Source organism: Serratia sp. CY47280 (genome assembly GCF_052168655.1).
Classification (GTDB): Bacteria; Pseudomonadota; Gammaproteobacteria; order Enterobacterales; family Enterobacteriaceae; genus Serratia; species Serratia bockelmannii.
This window is the reverse complement of record NZ_JBJNMG010000001.1, coordinates 1,680,484-1,697,530: the sequence shown is the minus strand read 5'-3', so window position 1 is coordinate 1,697,530 and position 17,047 is coordinate 1,680,484. Positions and strand designations below refer to the sequence as shown.

Below are 17,047 nucleotides of genomic sequence, written 5' to 3'. Positions count from 1 at the left end.
TTAATGATTCTTTAATTACATTTATAGTGTGATTTTAATCGCATAAATTGGCCTGTTTTCGGGTAAACTGCGCGCTTTCTTTTTGCTGCAGGTCACTTTATGAACGTTCTTTTCGCCATTGCCGTCACCACCGGGATCCTGTCCGGTGTTTGGGGATGGGTTGCCGTCAGTTTGGGCCTGATCGGTTGGGCCGGCTTTCTCGGCTGCACGGCGTATTTCGCCTGCCCGCAGGGCGGACTGAAAGGGCTGTTGATCGGCGCGTTGACCTGCTGCAGCGGCGTCTTCTGGGCAATGGCGATCATCCACGGCAGCGAACTGGCGCCGCAGTGGAATCTGCTGGGGTATCTGCTGACCGGCATCGTGGCGTTCCTGATGTGCATTCAGGCTAAACAGCAGTGGCTGGGATTCGTACCCGGCACCTTTATCGGCGCCTGTGCGACCTTCGCCGGCGGCGGCGATTGGCCGCTGGTGACGCTTTCCCTGCTGGTGGGCCTGCTGTTCGGCTATGCGATGAAAAACAGCGGTCTGTGGTGGGCGGCACGCAGCGATAAAGCCCGCGCTACGCCGCCGATGGACCCGAATGCCGGCTCAAACGGTGCCGCCGAGTGAGTTGCTGCCGCGCCGCTGTGCGGCAGTATCTCCTGATAACCAGGACGGTAACGCTGTTGAAAATTGTCTATTTTAAAAGGGATAGGTATTGACTCTTCCTGTAGGGATTGCGTGAGATCACGTTAAAAGTAACAGGGTTTCGTAACATTATTTTCAGTGATTCCCATCACGTTTTTACCGGTAACAATCGGCTGAGATAGAGGTCTGTCCGATTGGAGGCCTGAAGGCCGGGAATCACCATGCACAACCTGTTTTCTCTGGATAACAAAACCGTCTTAATCACTGGTGCCTCGCGCGGCATTGGTTTTCTGCTGGCGCGCGGCCTGGCACAGCAAGGCGCGCATATTCTGATCAATGCCACCACCGAAGAACATGCCCGGCACGCCGCCGATCGCCTGCGTGAAGAGGGGCTGCGCGCCGATGCGGCGGCGTTCGACGTCACCGACTCCCAGGCGGTGCATGCCGCCATCGACCGTATCGAAGCGGACATCGGCGCGATAGACGTCTTGATCAACAACGCCGGTATCCAGCGCCGCCACCCGTTCACCGAATTTCCGGAGCAAGACTGGGACGACATCATCGCCGTCAACCAGAAGGCGGTCTTCATCGTGTCGCAGACCGTAGCGCGTTATATGGTGCCGCGCCGGCGCGGCAAGATAATCAATATCGGTTCGATGCAAAGCGAGCTGGGGCGGGACACCATTACCCCTTATGCGGCGTCCAAGGGCGCGGTGAAAATGCTGACGCGCGGCATGTGCGTGGAGCTGGCGCGCTACAACATTCAGGTCAACGGCATCGCCCCCGGCTACTTCAAAACCGAGATGACGCAGGCGCTGGCCGACGATCCGGCCTTCACCGCCTGGCTGACCCAACGCACGCCTGCCGCGCGCTGGGGCGATCCTCAGGAGTTGATCGGCGCGGCGGTGTTCCTGGCCGCCGACGCCTCCGCCTTCGTCAACGGGCAGTTGCTGTTTGTCGATGGCGGCATGTCTGCGGCGGTGTAATCTTTTTTCGTGGAGTCTGGAGATGAAAATTCAAACCCAGTCCTGCGTGGTCAATGGCAAGCGAGACGTGGCGGTGATCGCGCAAGAAGTGGATTATCGGGGGCAGGGAACGCTGGTAAAAATCAGCCGCGGCGGCATCTGCGGCTCGGATCTGCATTACTTCCAGGAAGGCAAGGTCGGCAATTTTCAGGTGCGTCAGCCGATGGTGCTGGGCCATGAGGTGATCGGTGAGGTGGTCGCCAGCGATTCGCCGCAGCTGCCGGTCGGGCAGAAGGTGGCGCTCAATCCCAGCAAACCCTGCGGGCAGTGCAAATACTGTCTGGCGCAGCAAAGCAATCAATGCGTCGAGATGCGCTTTTTCGGCAGCGCGATGTATTTTCCGCACGTCGACGGCGCTTTTACCCAATACAAAGTGGTGGATAGCGCGCAGTGCATTCCTTACGCTGCCGATCGCGACGACAGGGTAATGGTGTTCGCCGAACCGCTGGCGGTGGCTGTCCACGCGGCGAAGCAGCCCGGCGATGTGACGGGGAAAAAGATTTTCGTGTCCGGCGTTGGCCCGATCGGCTGCCTGCTGGTGGCGGCGCTGAAAGCGCTGGGCGCCGCCGAGATTGTCTGCGCCGATCTCAGTCCGCGCTGCCTGGCGATCGCGAGGCAAATGGGGGCCGATCGGTGCCTGCATGCCGCGGACGACGATTTTAGCGATTATCTGCAGGACAAGGGGTATTTTGAGGTCGCCTTTGAAGTGGCGGGGCACCCGCAGTCGCTGCAGCGCTGTCTGGAGATCACCCGCGCCAAAGGCACTGTGGTGCAGGTGGGCATGGGCGGCAGCTTCCCCGATTTTCCGCTGATGTTGTTGATTGCCAAGGAACTGAATCTGCTTGGATCGTTCCGCTTCGTGGCGGAGTTCGCGTTGGCGGTGGCCTGGCTGGCCGACGGCGTGATCGATCCGCTGCCGTTGCTGTCGGCGGAATTCGCCAGCGGGCAGTTGGCGCAGGCGCTGACGTTTGCCGGCGATAAACGCCAGGCTGCCAAGGTGCAATTGGTGTTTTAGGGTAAAAGTCCGATGGCCGCAGGCGGCGATCCTTGTCTATAGTGTAGGAACGCTTAATTTTTCAACCACGGAGATCTCACGATGGCAAGACATACGGATGCTGAGCAAACTACGCTGGATGACGATCTGAGAATGCTGACCGAGACGCTGGAAGAAGTGCTGCAATACACCGGCGATCGCGCGGATCAGGCCTACATCGACATCAAGTCGCACGCCGAGCAGGCGCTGAGTGAGGTCAAGGCGCGCTGGGCGAACACCGGCGAATCTTACTATGCGCGCGCCAAAGAAGCGGTGCACCGCACCGACGACTACGTGCGGGACAAACCCTGGCACAGCGTGGGCATCGGCGCCACCGTCGGGCTGGTGCTGGGATTGTTGCTGGCTCGCAAATAAACCATGCCATCGGGGCGGCGCAGGCCGCCCCGTGTTTTTCTTCAGACTGTGTTGTTCATTCCGCCGTTTTACCGAAAGCTTTTCCTTATCCTGCCTATACTTCCCGCTAGCCGCCGTTGGAGCACCCCTATTTCCCTTGTTTTTATATGGACGGATTGAGCCGACGCCGCCGCAAGTGTAAAGTGTTTGTGTATTTATTGTTTGTTTTTTGTTCTAAATCAAATAATTATCTGGTGTAAACACCCAGGGATATACGGCGTTCTTGCGCTGGCGCAAAAGCCGTGAAAATAACACCTCATATAATACAGAGCGTAACTACAGGCGCGGCGTCTGTCGGCTGCGTCGGAGACGATCTCTGCTAACTGACTTGTGAGCGAACTATGTCGACAAGTGTTTTTAATCGCCGGTGGGCGGCTGTGCTGCTCGAGGCGCTGGCCCGCCATGGGGTGCGGCATGTTTGTATCGCTCCGGGATCGCGCTCCACGCCGCTGACGCTGGCCGCCGCGGCCAACCGATCGTTTATCTGCCATACCCATTTTGATGAGCGCGGGCTCGGTCATCTGGCACTCGGGCTGGCGAAGGCGGCGCGTGAGCCGGTGGCGGTGATCGTCACGTCCGGCACCGCGGCGGCGAACCTTTACCCGGCTTTAATCGAAGCCGGCCTGACCGGTGAACGGCTGGTGTTTCTCACCGCCGATCGGCCGCCGGAACTGATCGACTGCGGCGCCAATCAGGCGATCCGTCAAAATGGCCTCTACAGCAGCCACCCGACGCTGGCGATCGATCTGCCGCGTCCTACGCCGGATATTCCGGCCGCGTGGCTGGCCTCCAGCGTCGACAACGCGATGGCGCGCTTGCAGCATGGCGCTTTGCATATCAACTGCCCGTTCGCCGAACCGCTGTACGGCGGCGATGAGCGTCACTATGCCGAATGGTCCGCCGCGCTGGGCGACTGGTGGCAGAGCGATCGTCCGTGGCTGCAGGAAAGCGAGACGCATGCAGTGCCATTGCCGCAGCCGGACTGGTTTTTCTGGCGACAAAAGCGCGGCGTGGTGCTCGCCGGCCGCATGAGCGCACAAGAGGGCGCACAGGTGGCGGAATGGGCCGAAACGCTGGGTTGGCCACTGATCGGCGATGTACTGTCGCAGACCGGGCAACCGCTGCCCTGTGCCGATTTATGGCTCGCGCATCCGCAGGCGCAGCGCCTGTTGCAAGACGCGCAGCTGGTGGTGCAGTTCGGCGGCAGCTTGACCGGCAAACGCCTGCTGCAGTGGCAGGCGCAGTGCCGGCCGGAAGAGTATTGGGTCATCGACGAGCTGCCGGGGCGGCTCGATCCGGCCCAGCACCGGGGGCGGCGCCTGCGCGCCGGCGTGGCGCAGTGGTTGGCGCAGCATCCGGCGCAACCGCGCGCGCCGTGGGCCGCCGGGCTGGCTGCGCTGGCGGATAAGGCGCTGACGGCGGCGTCCACGCATCTGTACGATAACTTTGGCGAAGCGCAGCTGGCGCACCGCCTGCCGGAACTGTTGCCGGAGAACGGCCAGCTGTTTCTCGGCAACAGCCTGGTGGTGCGACTGATCGACGCGTTAACGCCATTGCCCGTCGCTTACCCGGTATTCAGCAACCGTGGCGCCAGCGGTATCGACGGTCTGATTTCCACCGCCGCCGGCGTACAACGTGCCACCGCCAGGCCAACGTTGGCGGTGGTGGGCGACCTTTCCGCACTGTATGACCTCAATGCGCTGGCGCTGCTGCGCCACTGCTCGGCGCCGACGGTGCTGATCGTCGTCAATAACAACGGCGGCCAAATTTTCTCGCTGCTGCCGACGCCCGAAGAAGATCGTCAGCGCTTTTACTGCATGCCGCAGAACGTTGAGTTCAGCCATGCGGCGGCGATGTTCCAGCTTGACTACGCGCGGCCGGAGAACTGGAGCCAGCTGCAACAGGCGGTTGAGCAAGGCTGGCGGCGCGGCGGCGCCACGCTGATAGAACTGCAGGTGTCGCCGAGTGAAGGGGCCGAAAGCCTGCAATACCTGGTACAACAGATGGCGGTGCAATGATGCTGGCGACGCGAATTTTGCAACAGGGCGAAGCGGGGCGTCCGTGGCTGGTGTGGCTGCACGGCCTGCTCGGCAACAACAATGAATGGCGGGTGATCGCCGCGCGCTGCCCGGAATGGCCGTCGCTGGCCATCGATCTGCCCGGCCACGGCGATTCCGTGGCGGTGGGCTGCCGCGGCTTCGACGACATCAGCGCGCAAATCGCCGCGACCCTGCAACTGCGCAATATTGAACGTTATTGGTTGGTGGGCTACTCGCTCGGCGGGCGCATCGCCATGTATCACGCTTGCCACGGCCGCCATGACGGCCTGCAAGGGGTGATCGTCGAGGGCGGCAATCCGGGGCTGGAGGACGAACAACAGCGCCGCGATCGTTGCGAGCAGGATGCGCGATGGGCGGCGCGTTTTCGCAGTGAGCTGATTGCCGAAGTCTTGGCTGACTGGTATCAGCAGCCGGTGTTCAAAGAGCTTAGCCATGTGCACCGCCAGGCGTTGATCGCCGCGCGTTCGGTCAACAGCGGCCCGGCGATTGCCGACATGCTCGAAGCCACCTCGCTCGGGCGGCAGCCTTATCTGGCGCCGCAGCTGCGCCAACTGACCGTGCCGCTGCGGGTGCTGTGCGGTGAGAACGACCCCAAATTTCAACGGCTGGCGCGCGACGCCGGGTTGCCGTTGCGCATCGTGCCGCAGGCCGGCCACAACGCGCATCTGGCCAATCCGCAGGATTTCGTCGCCGAGCTGCAGACATTTCTCGTTAACCCTGGTTAAAGGAACCGAACATGCTTTATCCGAATGAAGAACACCTGTATGCCGCTATCGCCTGGCAGGATTGCACCGGCGATTTCGAAGACATCCTGTATCACAAATCCGCCGACGGCATCGCCAAAATCACCATTAACCGGCCGCAGGTGCGCAACGCGTTCCGCCCGCAAACGGTCAAAGAGATGATCGACGCGCTGGCCAACGCCCGTTACGACGACGGCATCGGCGTCATTATTCTGACCGGCGCCGGCGATAAGGCCTTCTGCTCCGGCGGCGATCAGAAAGTGCGCGGCGACTACGGCGGCTATCGCGACGACAGCGGCGTACACCACCTCAACGTGCTGGACTTCCAACGCCAGATCCGCACCTGCCCGAAGCCGGTGGTGGCGATGGTGGCCGGCTATTCGATCGGCGGCGGCCACGTGCTGCACATGATGTGCGATCTGACCATCGCGGCGGATAACGCCATCTTCGGCCAGACCGGTCCGAAAGTGGGCTCGTTCGACGGCGGCTGGGGCGCGTCTTACATGGCGCGCATCGTCGGCCAGAAGAAGGCGCGCGAAATCTGGTTCCTGTGCCGCCAGTACGACGCCGCCGCCGCGCTGGACATGGGCCTGGTCAATACCGTGGTGCCGCTGGCCGAACTGGAAAAAGAGACGGTGCGCTGGTGCCGCGAAATGCTGCAGAACAGCCCGATGGCACTGCGCTGTCTGAAGGCGGCGCTGAATGCCGACTGCGACGGCCAGGCCGGTTTGCAGGAGCTGGCGGGCAACGCCACCATGCTGTTCTACATGACCGACGAAGGGCAGGAAGGGCGCAACGCGTTCAACGAGAAGCGCCAACCGGACTTCAGCAAATTCAAGCGTAACCCGTAATGAACGGGGCAAACCGCAGCGCGGCGCTATACCGTTACAGCCTGCCGATGGAGGCGGGCGTGGTGCTGCGCAATCAACGGTTGAAAACGCGTGACGGATGGGTGGTGCAGCTGTGTCAGGGCGAGCGTGAAGGTTGGGGAGAAATCGCGCCGCTGCCGGAATTCAGCCGGGAAACGCCGGCGCAGGCCGAACAGGCCGCGTTGGGCTGGCTGCAGGCCTGGTTGGCGGGCAACGAACCGGAGCACAGCGCGCTGCCCTCGGTGGCCTTTGGGCTCAGCTGTGCGCAGGCCGAGCTGGATCAGCGTTTGCCGATGCAGGCGGATTTTCGCAAGGCGCCGCTGTGCACCGGCGATCCGGATGAGCTGTTCGAGACATTGAGCGCTTTGCCGGGCGAGAAAGTCGCCAAGGTGAAGGTGGGGCTGTATGAGGCAGTGCGGGACGGCATGATCGTCAACGTGTTGCTGGAGGCGTTGCCGGATCTGCGGCTGCGGCTGGACGCCAACCGCAGCTGGACCCGCGCCAAGGCCGACGGCTTCGCCAGGTATGTTAACCCGGCATGGCGCGATCGTATCGCCTTCCTGGAAGAGCCCTGCAAGACCCGTGATGAATCGCGCGACTTCGCCCGGGCGACCGGTATCGCCATCGCCTGGGATGAGAGCGTGCGGGAGGCGGACTTTGTGGTGCAGGCCGAGCCGGGCGTGGCGGCCATCGTGATCAAGCCGACGCTGGTCGGCAGCCTGGCGCGTTGCCAGACGCTGGTGGCGCAGGCGCACGCGGCGGGCCTGACGGCGGTGATCAGCTCCAGCCTCGAATCCAGCCTGGGGTTGACTCAACTGGCGCGCATCGCCCATTGGCTGACGCCGGATACCGTGCCGGGCCTGGACACGCTGGGGTTGATGCAGGCGCAGGTGCTGCGCCCGTGGCCGGGCAGCGCGTTGCCGCTGCTGGATGTCTCGGCGCTGGAGTGCCTATGGCGCCGTTGAACGATTGGCCGTGGCGACACTGGGCGCGCACTCAGCCGCAGGCGACGGCGCTGATGCTCGGCGAACAACCGCTGAGCTGGCTGGCGTTGCAGAGCCAGGTGGATGAGCTGGCGGCGGATTTCCAGCATCAGGGCGTTGAACCGGGCTGCGGTGTGGCGCTGTGCGGTAAAAACAGCTATCCGCTGCTGCTGGCCTATCTGGCGCTGTTGCAGTGCGGCGCACGCCTGTTGCCGCTCAATCCCGCCTTGCCGACGCCGCTGCTGGCGCAGCTGTTGCCGGAATTGGATATGACCTTTGTCTTCGGCCCGGACTCGTTGCCGGCGCTGCCGGAAGACGTGATTCGATTGACCCCGCCGTCGACCGAGCCGCGTTGGCCAGACCTGCCGACGTGGGATGCGCAGCGTCTGGCGACGCTGACGTTGACCTCCGGTTCCAGCGGCATGCCGAAAGCGGCCGCACACAGCTATGCCAACCATCTGGCCAGCGCCGCCGGGGTGTTGGGGCTGATGGCGTTTCAGCGCGAGGATTGCTGGCTGCTGTCATTGCCGCTGTTTCACGTCTCCGGCCAGGGTATCGTCTGGCGCTGGCTGGCGGCGGGCGCCCGGTTGGCGGTGCGCGAGATGCACCCGCTGAACGAGGCGTTGGCGGGATGCACGCATGCCTCGTTGGTGCCGACCCAGCTGTGGCGGCTGCTGGCGCAACCGCTGGCGGACATGACGCTGAAGGCGGTGCTGCTCGGCGGCGCGATGATCCCGGTGGAACTGACCGAGCGGGCGGAGGCGGCGGGGATCCGTTGCTGGTGCGGCTACGGGCTGACCGAACTGGCCTCCACGGTGTGCGCCAAGCGCGCCGATGCGCGGCCGGGCGTCGGCCTGCCGCTCGGCGGCCGTGAGGTAAAACTGGTGGATGAAGAGGTCTGGATCCGCGCCGACAGCCTGGCGCTTGGCTACTGGCGTCATGGTCATCTACAGCCGCTGGCCGATGAACAGGGCTGGTTTGCGACCCGCGATCGCGGCGCGATGATCGAGGGGGAGCTACGCATTCTCGGCCGGCTGGACAACCTGTTTTTCAGCGGCGGCGAAGGGGTGCAGCCGGAAGATATCGAACGCGTGCTGGCGGCGCACCCGCAGATATCGCAGGCGTTTGTGGTGCCGGTGGCGGACGCCGAGTTCGGCCAGCGGCCGGTGGCGGTAATCGATGGCGATCCGTCGCTGTCGCTGGCGACGCTGCTCGCCTGGTCGCAGGATAAGCTCGCCAATTTCCAACGCCCGACGGCATTGCTTCCGCTGCCTGACGAGCTGAAAAACGGCGGCATCAAGATTTCGCGCCGCCAGTTGCAGCAGTGGGTGGCGCAGCGTCTCTCTGAGGCATAAAAAAGCCGCCCGTAAGGGCGGCTGAGTGAATGATGCAAGGGGATTATTTCAGCCCCAACGCCTTGGCGACGCCGGCGCCGTAGTCGGGGTGCACCTTGGTGAACAGCTCGACCTGACGACGCTGGATGTGTTCCGGCACCTGCGACAGTTCGCCGGCGATGCGGGTGAACATGCGCTGGTGCTCTTCGGCGCTCAGCAGGTTGAACAGCGCGCGCGGCTGGCTGTAGTAATCGTCGTCTTCACGATGATTCCAGTGGTCGGCCGCGCCCTCAATGCTCAGCGGCGGCTCGCTGAAGTCCGGCTGCTCCTGGAACAGGCCGAAGCTGTTCGGTTCGTAGGTGGCGCCGTTGCCGCTGTTGCCGTCCACGCGCATCGCGCCGTCGCGATGGTAGTTGTGGAACGGGCATTTGGCGCCGTTCACCGGGATCTGGTGGTGGTTGACGCCCAGGCGGTAGCGGTGCGCATCGCCATAGGAGAACAGGCGGCCCTGCAGCATTTTATCCGGCGAGAAACTGATGCCCGGCACCACGTTGGCGGGGTTCATCGCCACCTGCTCAACCTCGGAGAAGTAGTTGTCGGGGTTGCGGTTCAGCTCGAAATAGCCGACGTCGATCAGCGGGTAGTCGCCGTGCGGCCACACCTTGGTCAGGTCGAACGGGTTGTATGGCGTCTGCGAGGCCTCATGCTCCGGCATGATCTGGATCTGCAGCTTCCAGCGCGGGAAGTCGCCGCGTTTGATCGCATCGAACAGATCGCGCTGTGAGCTTTCGCGATCCTTGGCGATGATCGCTTCCGCTTCTTCATCCATCAGGTTTTCAATGCCTTGCTCGCAGCGGAAGTGGAATTTCACCCAGAAACGTTCGTTGGCGGCATTGATAAAGCTGAAGGTGTGGCTGCCGAAACCGTGCATGTGACGGTAGGATTTCGGAATGCCGCGATCGCTGAAGTCAATGGTCAGCTGGTGCAGCGACTCCGGCAGGTGGGAGAAGAAGTCCCACTTGTAGACTGGGTTGCGCAGGTTGGTATGCGGATCGCGTTTCACCACGTGGTTGAGATCGGGGAATTTCAGCGGATCGCGCAGATAAAACACCGGCGTATCGTTACCCACCAAATCCCAGTTGCCTTCTTCGGTATAGAACTTCATGGCGAAGCCGCGAATATCGCGCTCGGCGTCGGCGGCGCCGCGTTCACCGGCGACGGTGGAGAAGCGGATAAACATGTCGGTCTGTTTGCCGATTTCGGAGAAGATCTTGGCGCGCGTGTAGCGGGTGATGTCGTGGGTAACGGTAAAGGTGCCGTAGGCGCCGGAACCCTTGGCGTGCATGCGACGCTCGGGGATGACTTCACGGTCGAAGTGGGCCAGTTTTTCCAGGAACCACACGTCCTGCAACAGCATCGGGCCGCGTTTGCCTGCGGTGATCACGTTATTGTTATCGACAACCGGGGCGCCGGCTGCGGTGGTCAGTCCTTTCTTGCTCATCACTTGCTCCTTATCGTAGTGCAGTTAAGTAAAGACTCGGGCGGTTTAAGCGTTCATCAGCATAGTCCTTTGGCGGGGCTTCTTCCCCTGACCTTGGTCAAAGCCACTACTAGTTGTAGCCCTATTGCCGAGCGACGGCAAATAGGTCTCGGTTATCGTTGGCATCGCCTTGACGAATATGGATTTTTGTTTGCAAATTTTTACATTTATTTGATTATTGAAGAATTTTTTCGCTTTCATCCCTTAAATACTCATTGCGCTTTGGTATAGACTCATGACGTTATTATTATGCGTTGATTCGATCATTCGGTACGGATGACAAACCAGAGGGAAAGATGATGAAAAAGACTTGGGTCGCGTGCGCGGCAGGATTGCTGTTTGTGACCGGTGCGGCGAACGCCATCAGCGTGTCGGGCGAAGCCGGGCAACACTACACCAACCTGGGCGTTGGCATGAGCACCGGCTCTTCAGGTCTGGGCTTGACCGGCAACTGGGCGCGCAGCGACCACGACGGCAACGTCGGCAGCGTGGGGTTGAACTTCGGTGTGCCGCTGGGGCCGTTGACGGCGACCGTAGGTGCCAAAGCGCTGTACCTCAGCCCGAAAGACGGGAAGAGCGGCGGGGCGGTCGCGCTGGGCGGCGGCCTGGAGTGGGAGATCAACCGCTACTTCAGCCTGCACGGCGAAGGTTACTTTGCGCCTGACTCTTTCACCAGCGGCGTGAAGGCCTATAACGAAGCCAGCGGCGGCCTGCGCTGGAAGTTCCGTCCGCTGAGCGTGGACGTGGGCTACCGTTACATGCAGATGGAAGGCAAAGACGGGCGTCGCGACAACACCCTGGCCGATGGCCCTTATGTCGGTGTCGGCCTGAGCTTCTAAGGCTGCGAAAAAAGGGGCCATTGCGGCCCCTTTCTCTTTATCATTCCTTGTCTTTCGTCGCTTACCCGACCGCCGGCAGCATGCCGCTGGCGATGCCCAGTTGAATGGCGATCACCGTTACCCCGCAGACAAACACCAACGCCAGCGCAGGGGTGCCGCCCCAGACGCGATATTGTGCCTGATGCTTTTGGCGAGTTTTCCACACCAGCAGCGAAGGCAGCAGCAGCGCCAGCACCGACAGGGCGATGGCGGCGAAACCCAGCGCCAGCACGAAACCGCGCGGGTAGAATAGCGCGAAGGCCAGCGGCGGCAGGAAGGTGATGGCGCCGGTTTGCAGGCGGCCACGCACGTTATCTTGACGCTTGAACAGGTCAGCCAGGAAATCGAACAGCCCGAGCGCGACGCCGAGGAACGAGGTCGCCAGCGCCAGATCGGCGAACAGGTGCACCGCCAGTTCAACGTGCGGTGAAGCTACTGCATCACGCACCGCCTGCAACAGGCCGTTTAGCCCGGCCTGCTGAGCCAGGATGCCGACGAAGGTGTCGGAGCTGATGCTGCCCAACGTCGCCAGCTGCCAGAAGATATAGGCGATCAGCGGGATCGCGCTGCCGATGATAAACACCCAACGCAGTTTGCGAATGTTGCCGCCCATGTAGTTGACGATGCTCGGCACGCTGCCGTGGAAGCCGAAAGAGGTGAAGATCACTGGAATGGCCGACAGCGCCAGGCCTTGCTCCAGCGGCAACGTCATCAGATTGGTCTGGTGGATATTCGGCAACATCAGGCCGAGCATCACCACCAGGAACACCACTTTCGCGCTGAACAGGATGCGGTTGAACAAGTCGACCGAGTGGGTGCCGATGCACACCACGCCGCCGGCCACCAGGGTGAACAGCAGGACGCCGAGCGACACCGGGAAGTCCTGCGACGTCCATTGGCTGATGCTGGTGGCGAGCAGTTCGCCGGCGCCGCTGATATAGGCGGCGGTGAGGGCGTACATCAGGAACATCATGCTAAAGCTGGTCAGCCACTGGCCGCCGCCGCCGAGATAACGTTTGGCGAGCGTGCCCAGACCGGTATCCGCCTGCTCATGCTGGTAAACCTCCACCAGTAACAGCGCGGTGTAACACATCAACAGCCACAGCCCGACCAGTAAGGCCAGCGTGACGCCGAAGCCGACGCCGGCCGCCGCCAGCGGCATCGCCAGCATCCCGGCGCCAATGGTGGTGCCCGCCACGATAAAAACACTGCCAAGAGTGCGATTCTTCACGTTTTTTCTCTACCAGCCGAAAGATTTTGAAAATTATAGGTAACGATTTATGAGGATGGCAGGATAGTGGAAGCCCTAATTTGTGTCAAACCGACGTTACGCATGATGTACAGTAATGTTTACATTGCAGCGGGCTGCATGGCGCATGAGAAACGAACCCATGGCTGAAATTATCCGCAGGCGGCTAGTGAAAAGTTATTTACGGGCTTCTATAGTGGAATGACCAAAAAATGTGGGAGAGATCAATGTTAAGGGTGGAGATGCTTAGCACCGGCGATGAGGTGCTGCACGGGCAAATTATTGATACCAACGCCGCCTGGCTGGCGGACTACCTGTTCCAGCAGGGGGTGCCGATGAGCGGGCGTGAAACGGTCGGGGACAGCCTCTCTGCGTTGATCGAGATCCTGCAGGAACGCAGCCACATCGCCGATGTGTTGATCGTCAACGGCGGCCTGGGGCCGACCAGCGACGATCTCAGCGCGCTGGCCGCCGCGAAAGCCAGCGGCGTAGAGCTGGTCGAACGGGCTGACTGGTTGGCGCGCATGGAAGCCTATTTCGCCGAGCGCGGGCGGCCGATGGCCCCTTCCAACCGCAAGCAGGCGCAGATCCCGGCCAACGCGGAAATGCTGGATAACCCGGTAGGCACCGCCTGCGGGTTCGCGCTGCAGCTGAACCAATGCCTGATGTTCTTCACCCCCGGCGTGCCGTCGGAATTCAAAGTGATGGTCGAACAGCAGATCGTGCCGCGTCTGCGCCAGCGCTTCACCTTGCCGGCACCGCCGCTGTGCCTGCGCCTGACCACCTTCGGCACCTCCGAGAGCGATCTGGCCGCCGAGCTGGACGGCCTGCCGCTGCCGCCGGATGTGGTGTTGGGTTACCGTTCCTCCAGCCCGATCATCGAACTGAAGCTGACCGGGCCGGAAAGCCGGCGCGCGGAGATGGAGCTGGCCTGGCGACGCGTGCGCGAAGTGGCGGGGGACAACTGCATCTTTGAAGGCACCGACGGGTTGCCGGCGACGCTGACGCAGCGTCTGAATCAGCAAGGGCTGAAGCTGGCGTTGAGCGAGCAGTTCAGCGGCGGTTTGATCAATCTGCAGCTGCAGAGCGAAGGGGCGCCGCTGGCGGGGGGCGAGCTGCTGCCGGCGCACTGCATCGAAACGCTGGAAACGACGCTGGCGCGCGCCCGCTCGCTGGCGGAATTGACCGGTGCGCCGTTGGCGTTGGCGGTCAGCGCCATGCGCGATGAGCAGGTGAGCATTGCGCTGCACACGCCGCGCGGCGGCATTGGCCAGACCGTGCGTTATCGCGCGTCGCGCCACGGCCTGCGGCTGCGGCAGGAGTCGGTGGCGATGCTGGCGTTGGATATGCTGCGCCGCTGGCTGAATGGGGGCCAGGCGTGCGGTAAAAACGCCTGGCTGGAGGTGGTGGAAATTATCGAGTGACGGGTATTGGCGTTGCTGAGTCTCCCGTCTTGTCGGCTTCATCGCGCTGCATCAGCCGTTCGGACGCCAGGCGTGAAAGACGTATTGCCGCGGCGCCTCGCGTTTGCAGCTCTGTACCGTAGTTCCTGAGCGCCTGCGCGGCGCTGTCTGAGTGCGCCAGATGCGCCGCCAGGCTGGCGGCGTCTACCAGCGCGGTGTTGGCGCCGAGCCCACCCGCCGGGCTCATGGCGTGCACGGCGTCGCCGAGAAAGGCGATGCGTTCGCTGTGCCATTCCGGCATTGCCGCCGTAACCTGCACCGTCCGCACGCTGAGCGACAGGGGATCCGCCAGCGCTAACGCCGTTTGCAAAGCGGGCGCCCATCCCTGCGAGATATGCCGTACATGCGCCTGCAGCGTTGCGCTTCCCTTCGCCCGTGTCGGCCCGCCGAGCCGTTCAGCCGATCCGATACAGGCCCAATAGAGATAATCGTCGACCGGCGTGAGGCGGCAATCGGGCGCGTAGTCGGCCGCCAGCTGCGCCATGGGCGCCTGAAAGCGCATCGGTTCAATCACCAGCGATACGCCGTCAGCGAAGATCACCGATACGCCGTTCAGCAGCTCAGGGGCCAATTGGGCCCGGGTTGCCGCATCGAGCGGTGTTTTGCCGTAGAGGGTGACCGCGCCGCTGTCTTCGGGCCCCGCCTCGGGCAGGCAGCGCCGCCGCACCAGCGAGTTGACGCCGTCGGCGGCGATCAGCACATCGACTCGCACTTGCTCGCCGTTTGCGAACTGTAGCTCCACGCCCTGCGGCGTTTGTGCAAATTCACGCAAGGTATGGCCGAAACGCACCCGGTCTTGCAGGCCGGCAAGCAGGATCTCGCGCAGCGTTTGGCGATGAATGCCGAGATCGCCGCTCGGTTCTTGCGTTTGGCGCTGGCTGGACGGCAACCAGTGCTCGGGGCGCCGGCCGGTGAGCGGGGCAAGCTGCGGATCCCATAGATTGCTCTCGCCGCTGTTTTGCGCGCTGCCGGCGCAGAGCAACCGGTAGTGCGCCGGCGGCAGGCAGGCGGCCAGCGCCTGCTGGCCAGACGGATCGATGCGCAGCCGGTAGCCCTGATCGCGCGCTTGCGGCGTGGTGTCGCGTTCAAACACCGTGGCGTGGATGCCGAAGCGGCTCAGCCCCTGAGCCAGACACAGACCGCCGGGCCCGGCGCCGATAATGCCAATGCTGGGTGTTGTCATCATGTTCCCTCGTGAGTCAGTGGCCACAAACGGGAGCGGCCGGAAGCATTTCATTATGTCGGCGCAGGAAAAGGTTGATATAACGGTATCTGGACTAAAAATAGTGATAAGTGGCCAATGTGAACGATAACCCTCACTTCACTGACGCTGACTGCAGCGAATGGCGGGCGGGCCCCTGGCTGATCGCCCTTGGCGGCCGCGACGCGGCAGGCCGGGAGTATCGGTTGGGCACGCGCGAATACGACTGGCATCAGCATGTGCGCGGGCAGTTGCTGTGCGTCGAAAGCGGCTTGTTGCATGTACGCACGGCGCAGGGCGATTGGGTGCTTCCGCCTCAGCGGGCGGGTTGGATCCCGCCGGCGACGGAGCACCGGGTGCAGGTCTGCGGCGCACTGAGCGGCTGGAGTTTGCTGCTGGCGCCGGAGGCCTGCCACGATCTGTCGAATGTACCCTGCGTCATCGGCATTAGCGCCGTGCTGCAGGCGCTGGCTCAGCGAGCAGAAGGCTGGGACAAGCGCAGCGCGCTCACCCTGGAGCAGGATCGCATGGCGCAGGTGATGCGGGACGAGATACGTTTGGCGCCGACGGAACCACTGCATTTGCCGATGTCGTCCCATCCGCGCCTGGCCGGCGTTCTGCAGGCCTTGCTGGCGCAGCCGGGGAGCGAGCGTTCGCTGGAGGCGTGGGCTGAATGGGGGGCGATGTCGCCGCGTACCCTGCGGCGGCTGATGATCGGCGAGACGGGGTTGAGTTTTGCACAGTGGCGCCAGCAGGCCCGGTTGTCGTATGCGTTAGCGAAGCTGGCCGAAGGCGAGACGGTGCTGCAGATAGCGGAAACGCTGGGATATGCCTCGCCGAGTAATTTTATCGCCATGTTTCGCAAAGCCTTTGGCGATTCTCCGGCACGTTATTTTTCCGCATCGGCAGGCAAGGGGCGCTAAGCGAAATACTTTGAGGATAGTTATATATCCCTAATTAATCATAAGGTTATAGGGGATATTCGCGGCGAGAGAATGCTGTTACTCTCTTGACGGGTGCTTGAGACTGTTCGTCTTGGGCATTGTGTGACAAGGCGGATAGATGAAAGCCCCAGACTGACTCTCAATCAGAATGGGGCTGCCCTAACGCCTAGACACCGTTATGGTAGCCCCTTCACAGCAAGGAGGCAAGCATGCGCTTAAGGCATGTGTTTCACTCGCTAACCGTTGTATGTATTACGGTTTTGTTATTTATCTGGATGATAAGAGACTCGCTGTGCGAGCTGAAAATCTACCAGGAAAATATCACTATCCTGATCAGGTTGGCGTGTGAGGTGAAGCGGTAATCATAGGGCGGGGGCAACCCCGCCTTCTGGTCTCCAGGCGCGGTTTCCGGCACCCGACTTTACATTTCCAGCTCGATATCCGTCAGCGGCATGCAGCAGCAGGGCAGGATCTCGCCGGCGTTGATAAACGCCAGCGGCTGCTGGCGGTAGGTCACTTCACCTTTCACCAGCTTCAGGCGGCAGGCACCGCAATAGCCGGATCGGCACTGATACTCCACCTGCACGTCGTGCAGTTCCAGCACGTCGAGCAGACAGTTTTCACTGTTGGGGCAGGAGAGCTGCGTGCCGGCGGCGCGCAGCGTTACGATTGGCGTCGCCATCG

The 17,047-nt window shown here is 62.2% G+C and carries 17 protein-coding genes; 13 read left to right on the top strand and 4 right to left on the bottom strand.

Features of this window, described 5'->3' with window-relative positions:
* Positions 1-99: 99 nt before the first annotated feature.
* From ACJ8J4_RS08210 to menE, 9 genes are all read left to right on the top strand, one after another.
* Positions 100-609, top strand: coding sequence for a DUF1097 domain-containing protein (locus tag ACJ8J4_RS08210; protein WP_025303656.1), 510 nt, complete (start codon positions 100-102; stop codon positions 607-609).
* A gap of 239 nt (positions 610-848) precedes the next feature.
* The gene (idnO, locus tag ACJ8J4_RS08205; protein ID WP_025303655.1) at positions 849-1,613 is read left to right on the top strand and encodes a gluconate 5-dehydrogenase; all 765 of its coding nucleotides are present in this window, start codon (positions 849-851) and stop codon (positions 1,611-1,613) included.
* Between the two features lie 22 nt (positions 1,614-1,635).
* A complete protein-coding gene (gene idnD, locus ACJ8J4_RS08200; protein ID WP_148123615.1) occupies positions 1,636-2,667 on the top strand; it encodes an L-idonate 5-dehydrogenase in 1,032 nt (343 codons plus the stop codon).
* Between the two features lie 81 nt (positions 2,668-2,748).
* On the top strand, positions 2,749-3,060 hold the full coding sequence (gene elaB / locus ACJ8J4_RS08195) for a stress response protein ElaB (RefSeq protein ID WP_025303653.1): 312 nt from the start codon (positions 2,749-2,751) through the stop codon (positions 3,058-3,060).
* A gap of 380 nt (positions 3,061-3,440) precedes the next feature.
* Positions 3,441-5,117 carry a 2-succinyl-5-enolpyruvyl-6-hydroxy-3-cyclohexene-1-carboxylic-acid synthase gene (gene menD / locus ACJ8J4_RS08190; protein WP_148123614.1) on the top strand — a complete coding sequence of 559 codons (1,677 nt, stop codon included), beginning with the start codon at positions 3,441-3,443 and terminating at the stop codon, positions 5,115-5,117.
* Positions 5,114-5,884: a 2-succinyl-6-hydroxy-2,4-cyclohexadiene-1-carboxylate synthase gene (menH, locus tag ACJ8J4_RS08185; protein WP_043136534.1), complete on the top strand. Its 771-nt coding sequence runs from the start codon at positions 5,114-5,116 to the stop codon at positions 5,882-5,884. Before menD ends, menH begins: the two co-directional genes overlap by 4 nt.
* Before the next feature lie 11 nt (positions 5,885-5,895).
* The gene (gene menB, locus ACJ8J4_RS08180) at positions 5,896-6,753 is read left to right on the top strand and encodes a 1,4-dihydroxy-2-naphthoyl-CoA synthase (protein ID WP_043136531.1); all 858 of its coding nucleotides are present in this window, start codon (positions 5,896-5,898) and stop codon (positions 6,751-6,753) included.
* Positions 6,753-7,736: an o-succinylbenzoate synthase gene (gene menC, locus ACJ8J4_RS08175; RefSeq protein WP_264383663.1), complete on the top strand. Its 984-nt coding sequence runs from the start codon at positions 6,753-6,755 to the stop codon at positions 7,734-7,736. The genes menB and menC overlap by 1 nt, the downstream gene beginning before the upstream one ends.
* Positions 7,724-9,109, top strand: coding sequence for an o-succinylbenzoate--CoA ligase (menE, locus tag ACJ8J4_RS08170; RefSeq protein ID WP_264383662.1), 1,386 nt, complete (start codon positions 7,724-7,726; stop codon positions 9,107-9,109). The genes menC and menE overlap by 13 nt, the downstream gene beginning before the upstream one ends.
* Before the next feature lie 43 nt (positions 9,110-9,152).
* Here menE and katA read toward each other — a convergent pair whose 3' ends face one another.
* Complete coding sequence (katA, locus tag ACJ8J4_RS08165; protein ID WP_025303647.1) at positions 9,153-10,589, bottom strand: catalase KatA; 1,437 nt, start codon at positions 10,587-10,589, stop codon at positions 9,153-9,155.
* A 338-nt stretch (positions 10,590-10,927) separates the two neighbouring features.
* On the opposite strand from katA, the gene ACJ8J4_RS08160 reads away from it, so the two are divergent.
* A complete protein-coding gene (locus tag ACJ8J4_RS08160) occupies positions 10,928-11,467 on the top strand; it encodes a YfaZ family outer membrane protein (protein ID WP_038876374.1) in 540 nt (179 codons plus the stop codon).
* 61 nt (positions 11,468-11,528) lie between these two features.
* Here the strand turns inward: ACJ8J4_RS08160 and tyrP are convergent, their stop codons facing one another.
* Positions 11,529-12,737 carry a tyrosine transporter TyrP gene (gene tyrP, locus ACJ8J4_RS08155; RefSeq protein WP_004935940.1) on the bottom strand — a complete coding sequence of 403 codons (1,209 nt, stop codon included), beginning with the start codon at positions 12,735-12,737 and terminating at the stop codon, positions 11,529-11,531.
* Between the two features lie 245 nt (positions 12,738-12,982).
* On the opposite strand from tyrP, the gene ACJ8J4_RS08150 reads away from it, so the two are divergent.
* A complete protein-coding gene (locus ACJ8J4_RS08150; protein WP_033632521.1) occupies positions 12,983-14,179 on the top strand; it encodes a nicotinamide mononucleotide deamidase-related protein YfaY in 1,197 nt (398 codons plus the stop codon).
* On the opposite strand, the gene ACJ8J4_RS08145 is transcribed toward ACJ8J4_RS08150, so the two are convergent.
* On the bottom strand, positions 14,169-15,404 hold the full coding sequence (locus ACJ8J4_RS08145; protein WP_264383661.1) for an FAD-dependent oxidoreductase: 1,236 nt from the start codon (positions 15,402-15,404) through the stop codon (positions 14,169-14,171). The two genes, ACJ8J4_RS08150 and ACJ8J4_RS08145, sit on opposite strands and share 11 nt — an antisense overlap.
* 116 nt (positions 15,405-15,520) lie before the next feature.
* On the opposite strand from ACJ8J4_RS08145, the gene ACJ8J4_RS08140 reads away from it, so the two are divergent.
* Both ACJ8J4_RS08140 and ACJ8J4_RS08135 read left to right on the top strand, forming a co-directional pair.
* Entirely contained in the window at positions 15,521-16,342 is an 822-nt protein-coding gene (locus tag ACJ8J4_RS08140; protein ID WP_043136550.1) for an AraC family transcriptional regulator, read from the top strand.
* Between the two features lie 230 nt (positions 16,343-16,572).
* Positions 16,573-16,725 (top strand): Hok/Gef family protein, encoded by a 153-nt coding sequence (locus tag ACJ8J4_RS08135; RefSeq protein WP_004935921.1) that lies wholly within the window; start codon positions 16,573-16,575, stop codon positions 16,723-16,725.
* 59 nt (positions 16,726-16,784) lie between these two features.
* Here the strand turns inward: ACJ8J4_RS08135 and yfaE are convergent, their stop codons facing one another.
* On the bottom strand, positions 16,785-17,045 hold the full coding sequence (gene yfaE / locus ACJ8J4_RS08130; RefSeq protein ID WP_025303642.1) for a class I ribonucleotide reductase maintenance protein YfaE: 261 nt from the start codon (positions 17,043-17,045) through the stop codon (positions 16,785-16,787).
* Positions 17,046-17,047 lie beyond the last annotated feature (2 nt).

What these genes read in the sequence shown, in the direction of transcription:
- menC (WP_264383663.1), top strand. Translation starts at nt 6,753, where the DNA reads ATGAACGGGGCAAACCGCAGCGCGGCGCTATACCGTTACAGCCTGCCG.
- menD (WP_148123614.1), top strand. Translation starts at nt 3,441, where the DNA reads ATGTCGACAAGTGTTTTTAATCGCCGGTGGGCGGCTGTGCTGCTCGAG.
- menB (WP_043136531.1), top strand. Translation starts at nt 5,896, where the DNA reads ATGCTTTATCCGAATGAAGAACACCTGTATGCCGCTATCGCCTGGCAG.
- ACJ8J4_RS08135 (WP_004935921.1), top strand. Translation starts at nt 16,573, where the DNA reads ATGCGCTTAAGGCATGTGTTTCACTCGCTAACCGTTGTATGTATTACG.
- elaB (WP_025303653.1), top strand. Translation starts at nt 2,749, where the DNA reads ATGGCAAGACATACGGATGCTGAGCAAACTACGCTGGATGACGATCTG.
- ACJ8J4_RS08160 (WP_038876374.1), top strand. Translation starts at nt 10,928, where the DNA reads ATGAAAAAGACTTGGGTCGCGTGCGCGGCAGGATTGCTGTTTGTGACC.
- ACJ8J4_RS08145 (WP_264383661.1), bottom strand. Translation starts at nt 15,404, where the DNA reads ATGATGACAACACCCAGCATTGGCATTATCGGCGCCGGGCCCGGCGGT.
- ACJ8J4_RS08210 (WP_025303656.1), top strand. Translation starts at nt 100, where the DNA reads ATGAACGTTCTTTTCGCCATTGCCGTCACCACCGGGATCCTGTCCGGT.
- idnO (WP_025303655.1), top strand. Translation starts at nt 849, where the DNA reads ATGCACAACCTGTTTTCTCTGGATAACAAAACCGTCTTAATCACTGGT.
- katA (WP_025303647.1), bottom strand. Translation starts at nt 10,589, where the DNA reads ATGAGCAAGAAAGGACTGACCACCGCAGCCGGCGCCCCGGTTGTCGAT.
- menH (WP_043136534.1), top strand. Translation starts at nt 5,114, where the DNA reads ATGATGCTGGCGACGCGAATTTTGCAACAGGGCGAAGCGGGGCGTCCG.
- yfaE (WP_025303642.1), bottom strand. Translation starts at nt 17,045, where the DNA reads ATGGCGACGCCAATCGTAACGCTGCGCGCCGCCGGCACGCAGCTCTCC.
- ACJ8J4_RS08150 (WP_033632521.1), top strand. Translation starts at nt 12,983, where the DNA reads ATGTTAAGGGTGGAGATGCTTAGCACCGGCGATGAGGTGCTGCACGGG.
- idnD (WP_148123615.1), top strand. Translation starts at nt 1,636, where the DNA reads ATGAAAATTCAAACCCAGTCCTGCGTGGTCAATGGCAAGCGAGACGTG.
- menE (WP_264383662.1), top strand. Translation starts at nt 7,724, where the DNA reads ATGGCGCCGTTGAACGATTGGCCGTGGCGACACTGGGCGCGCACTCAG.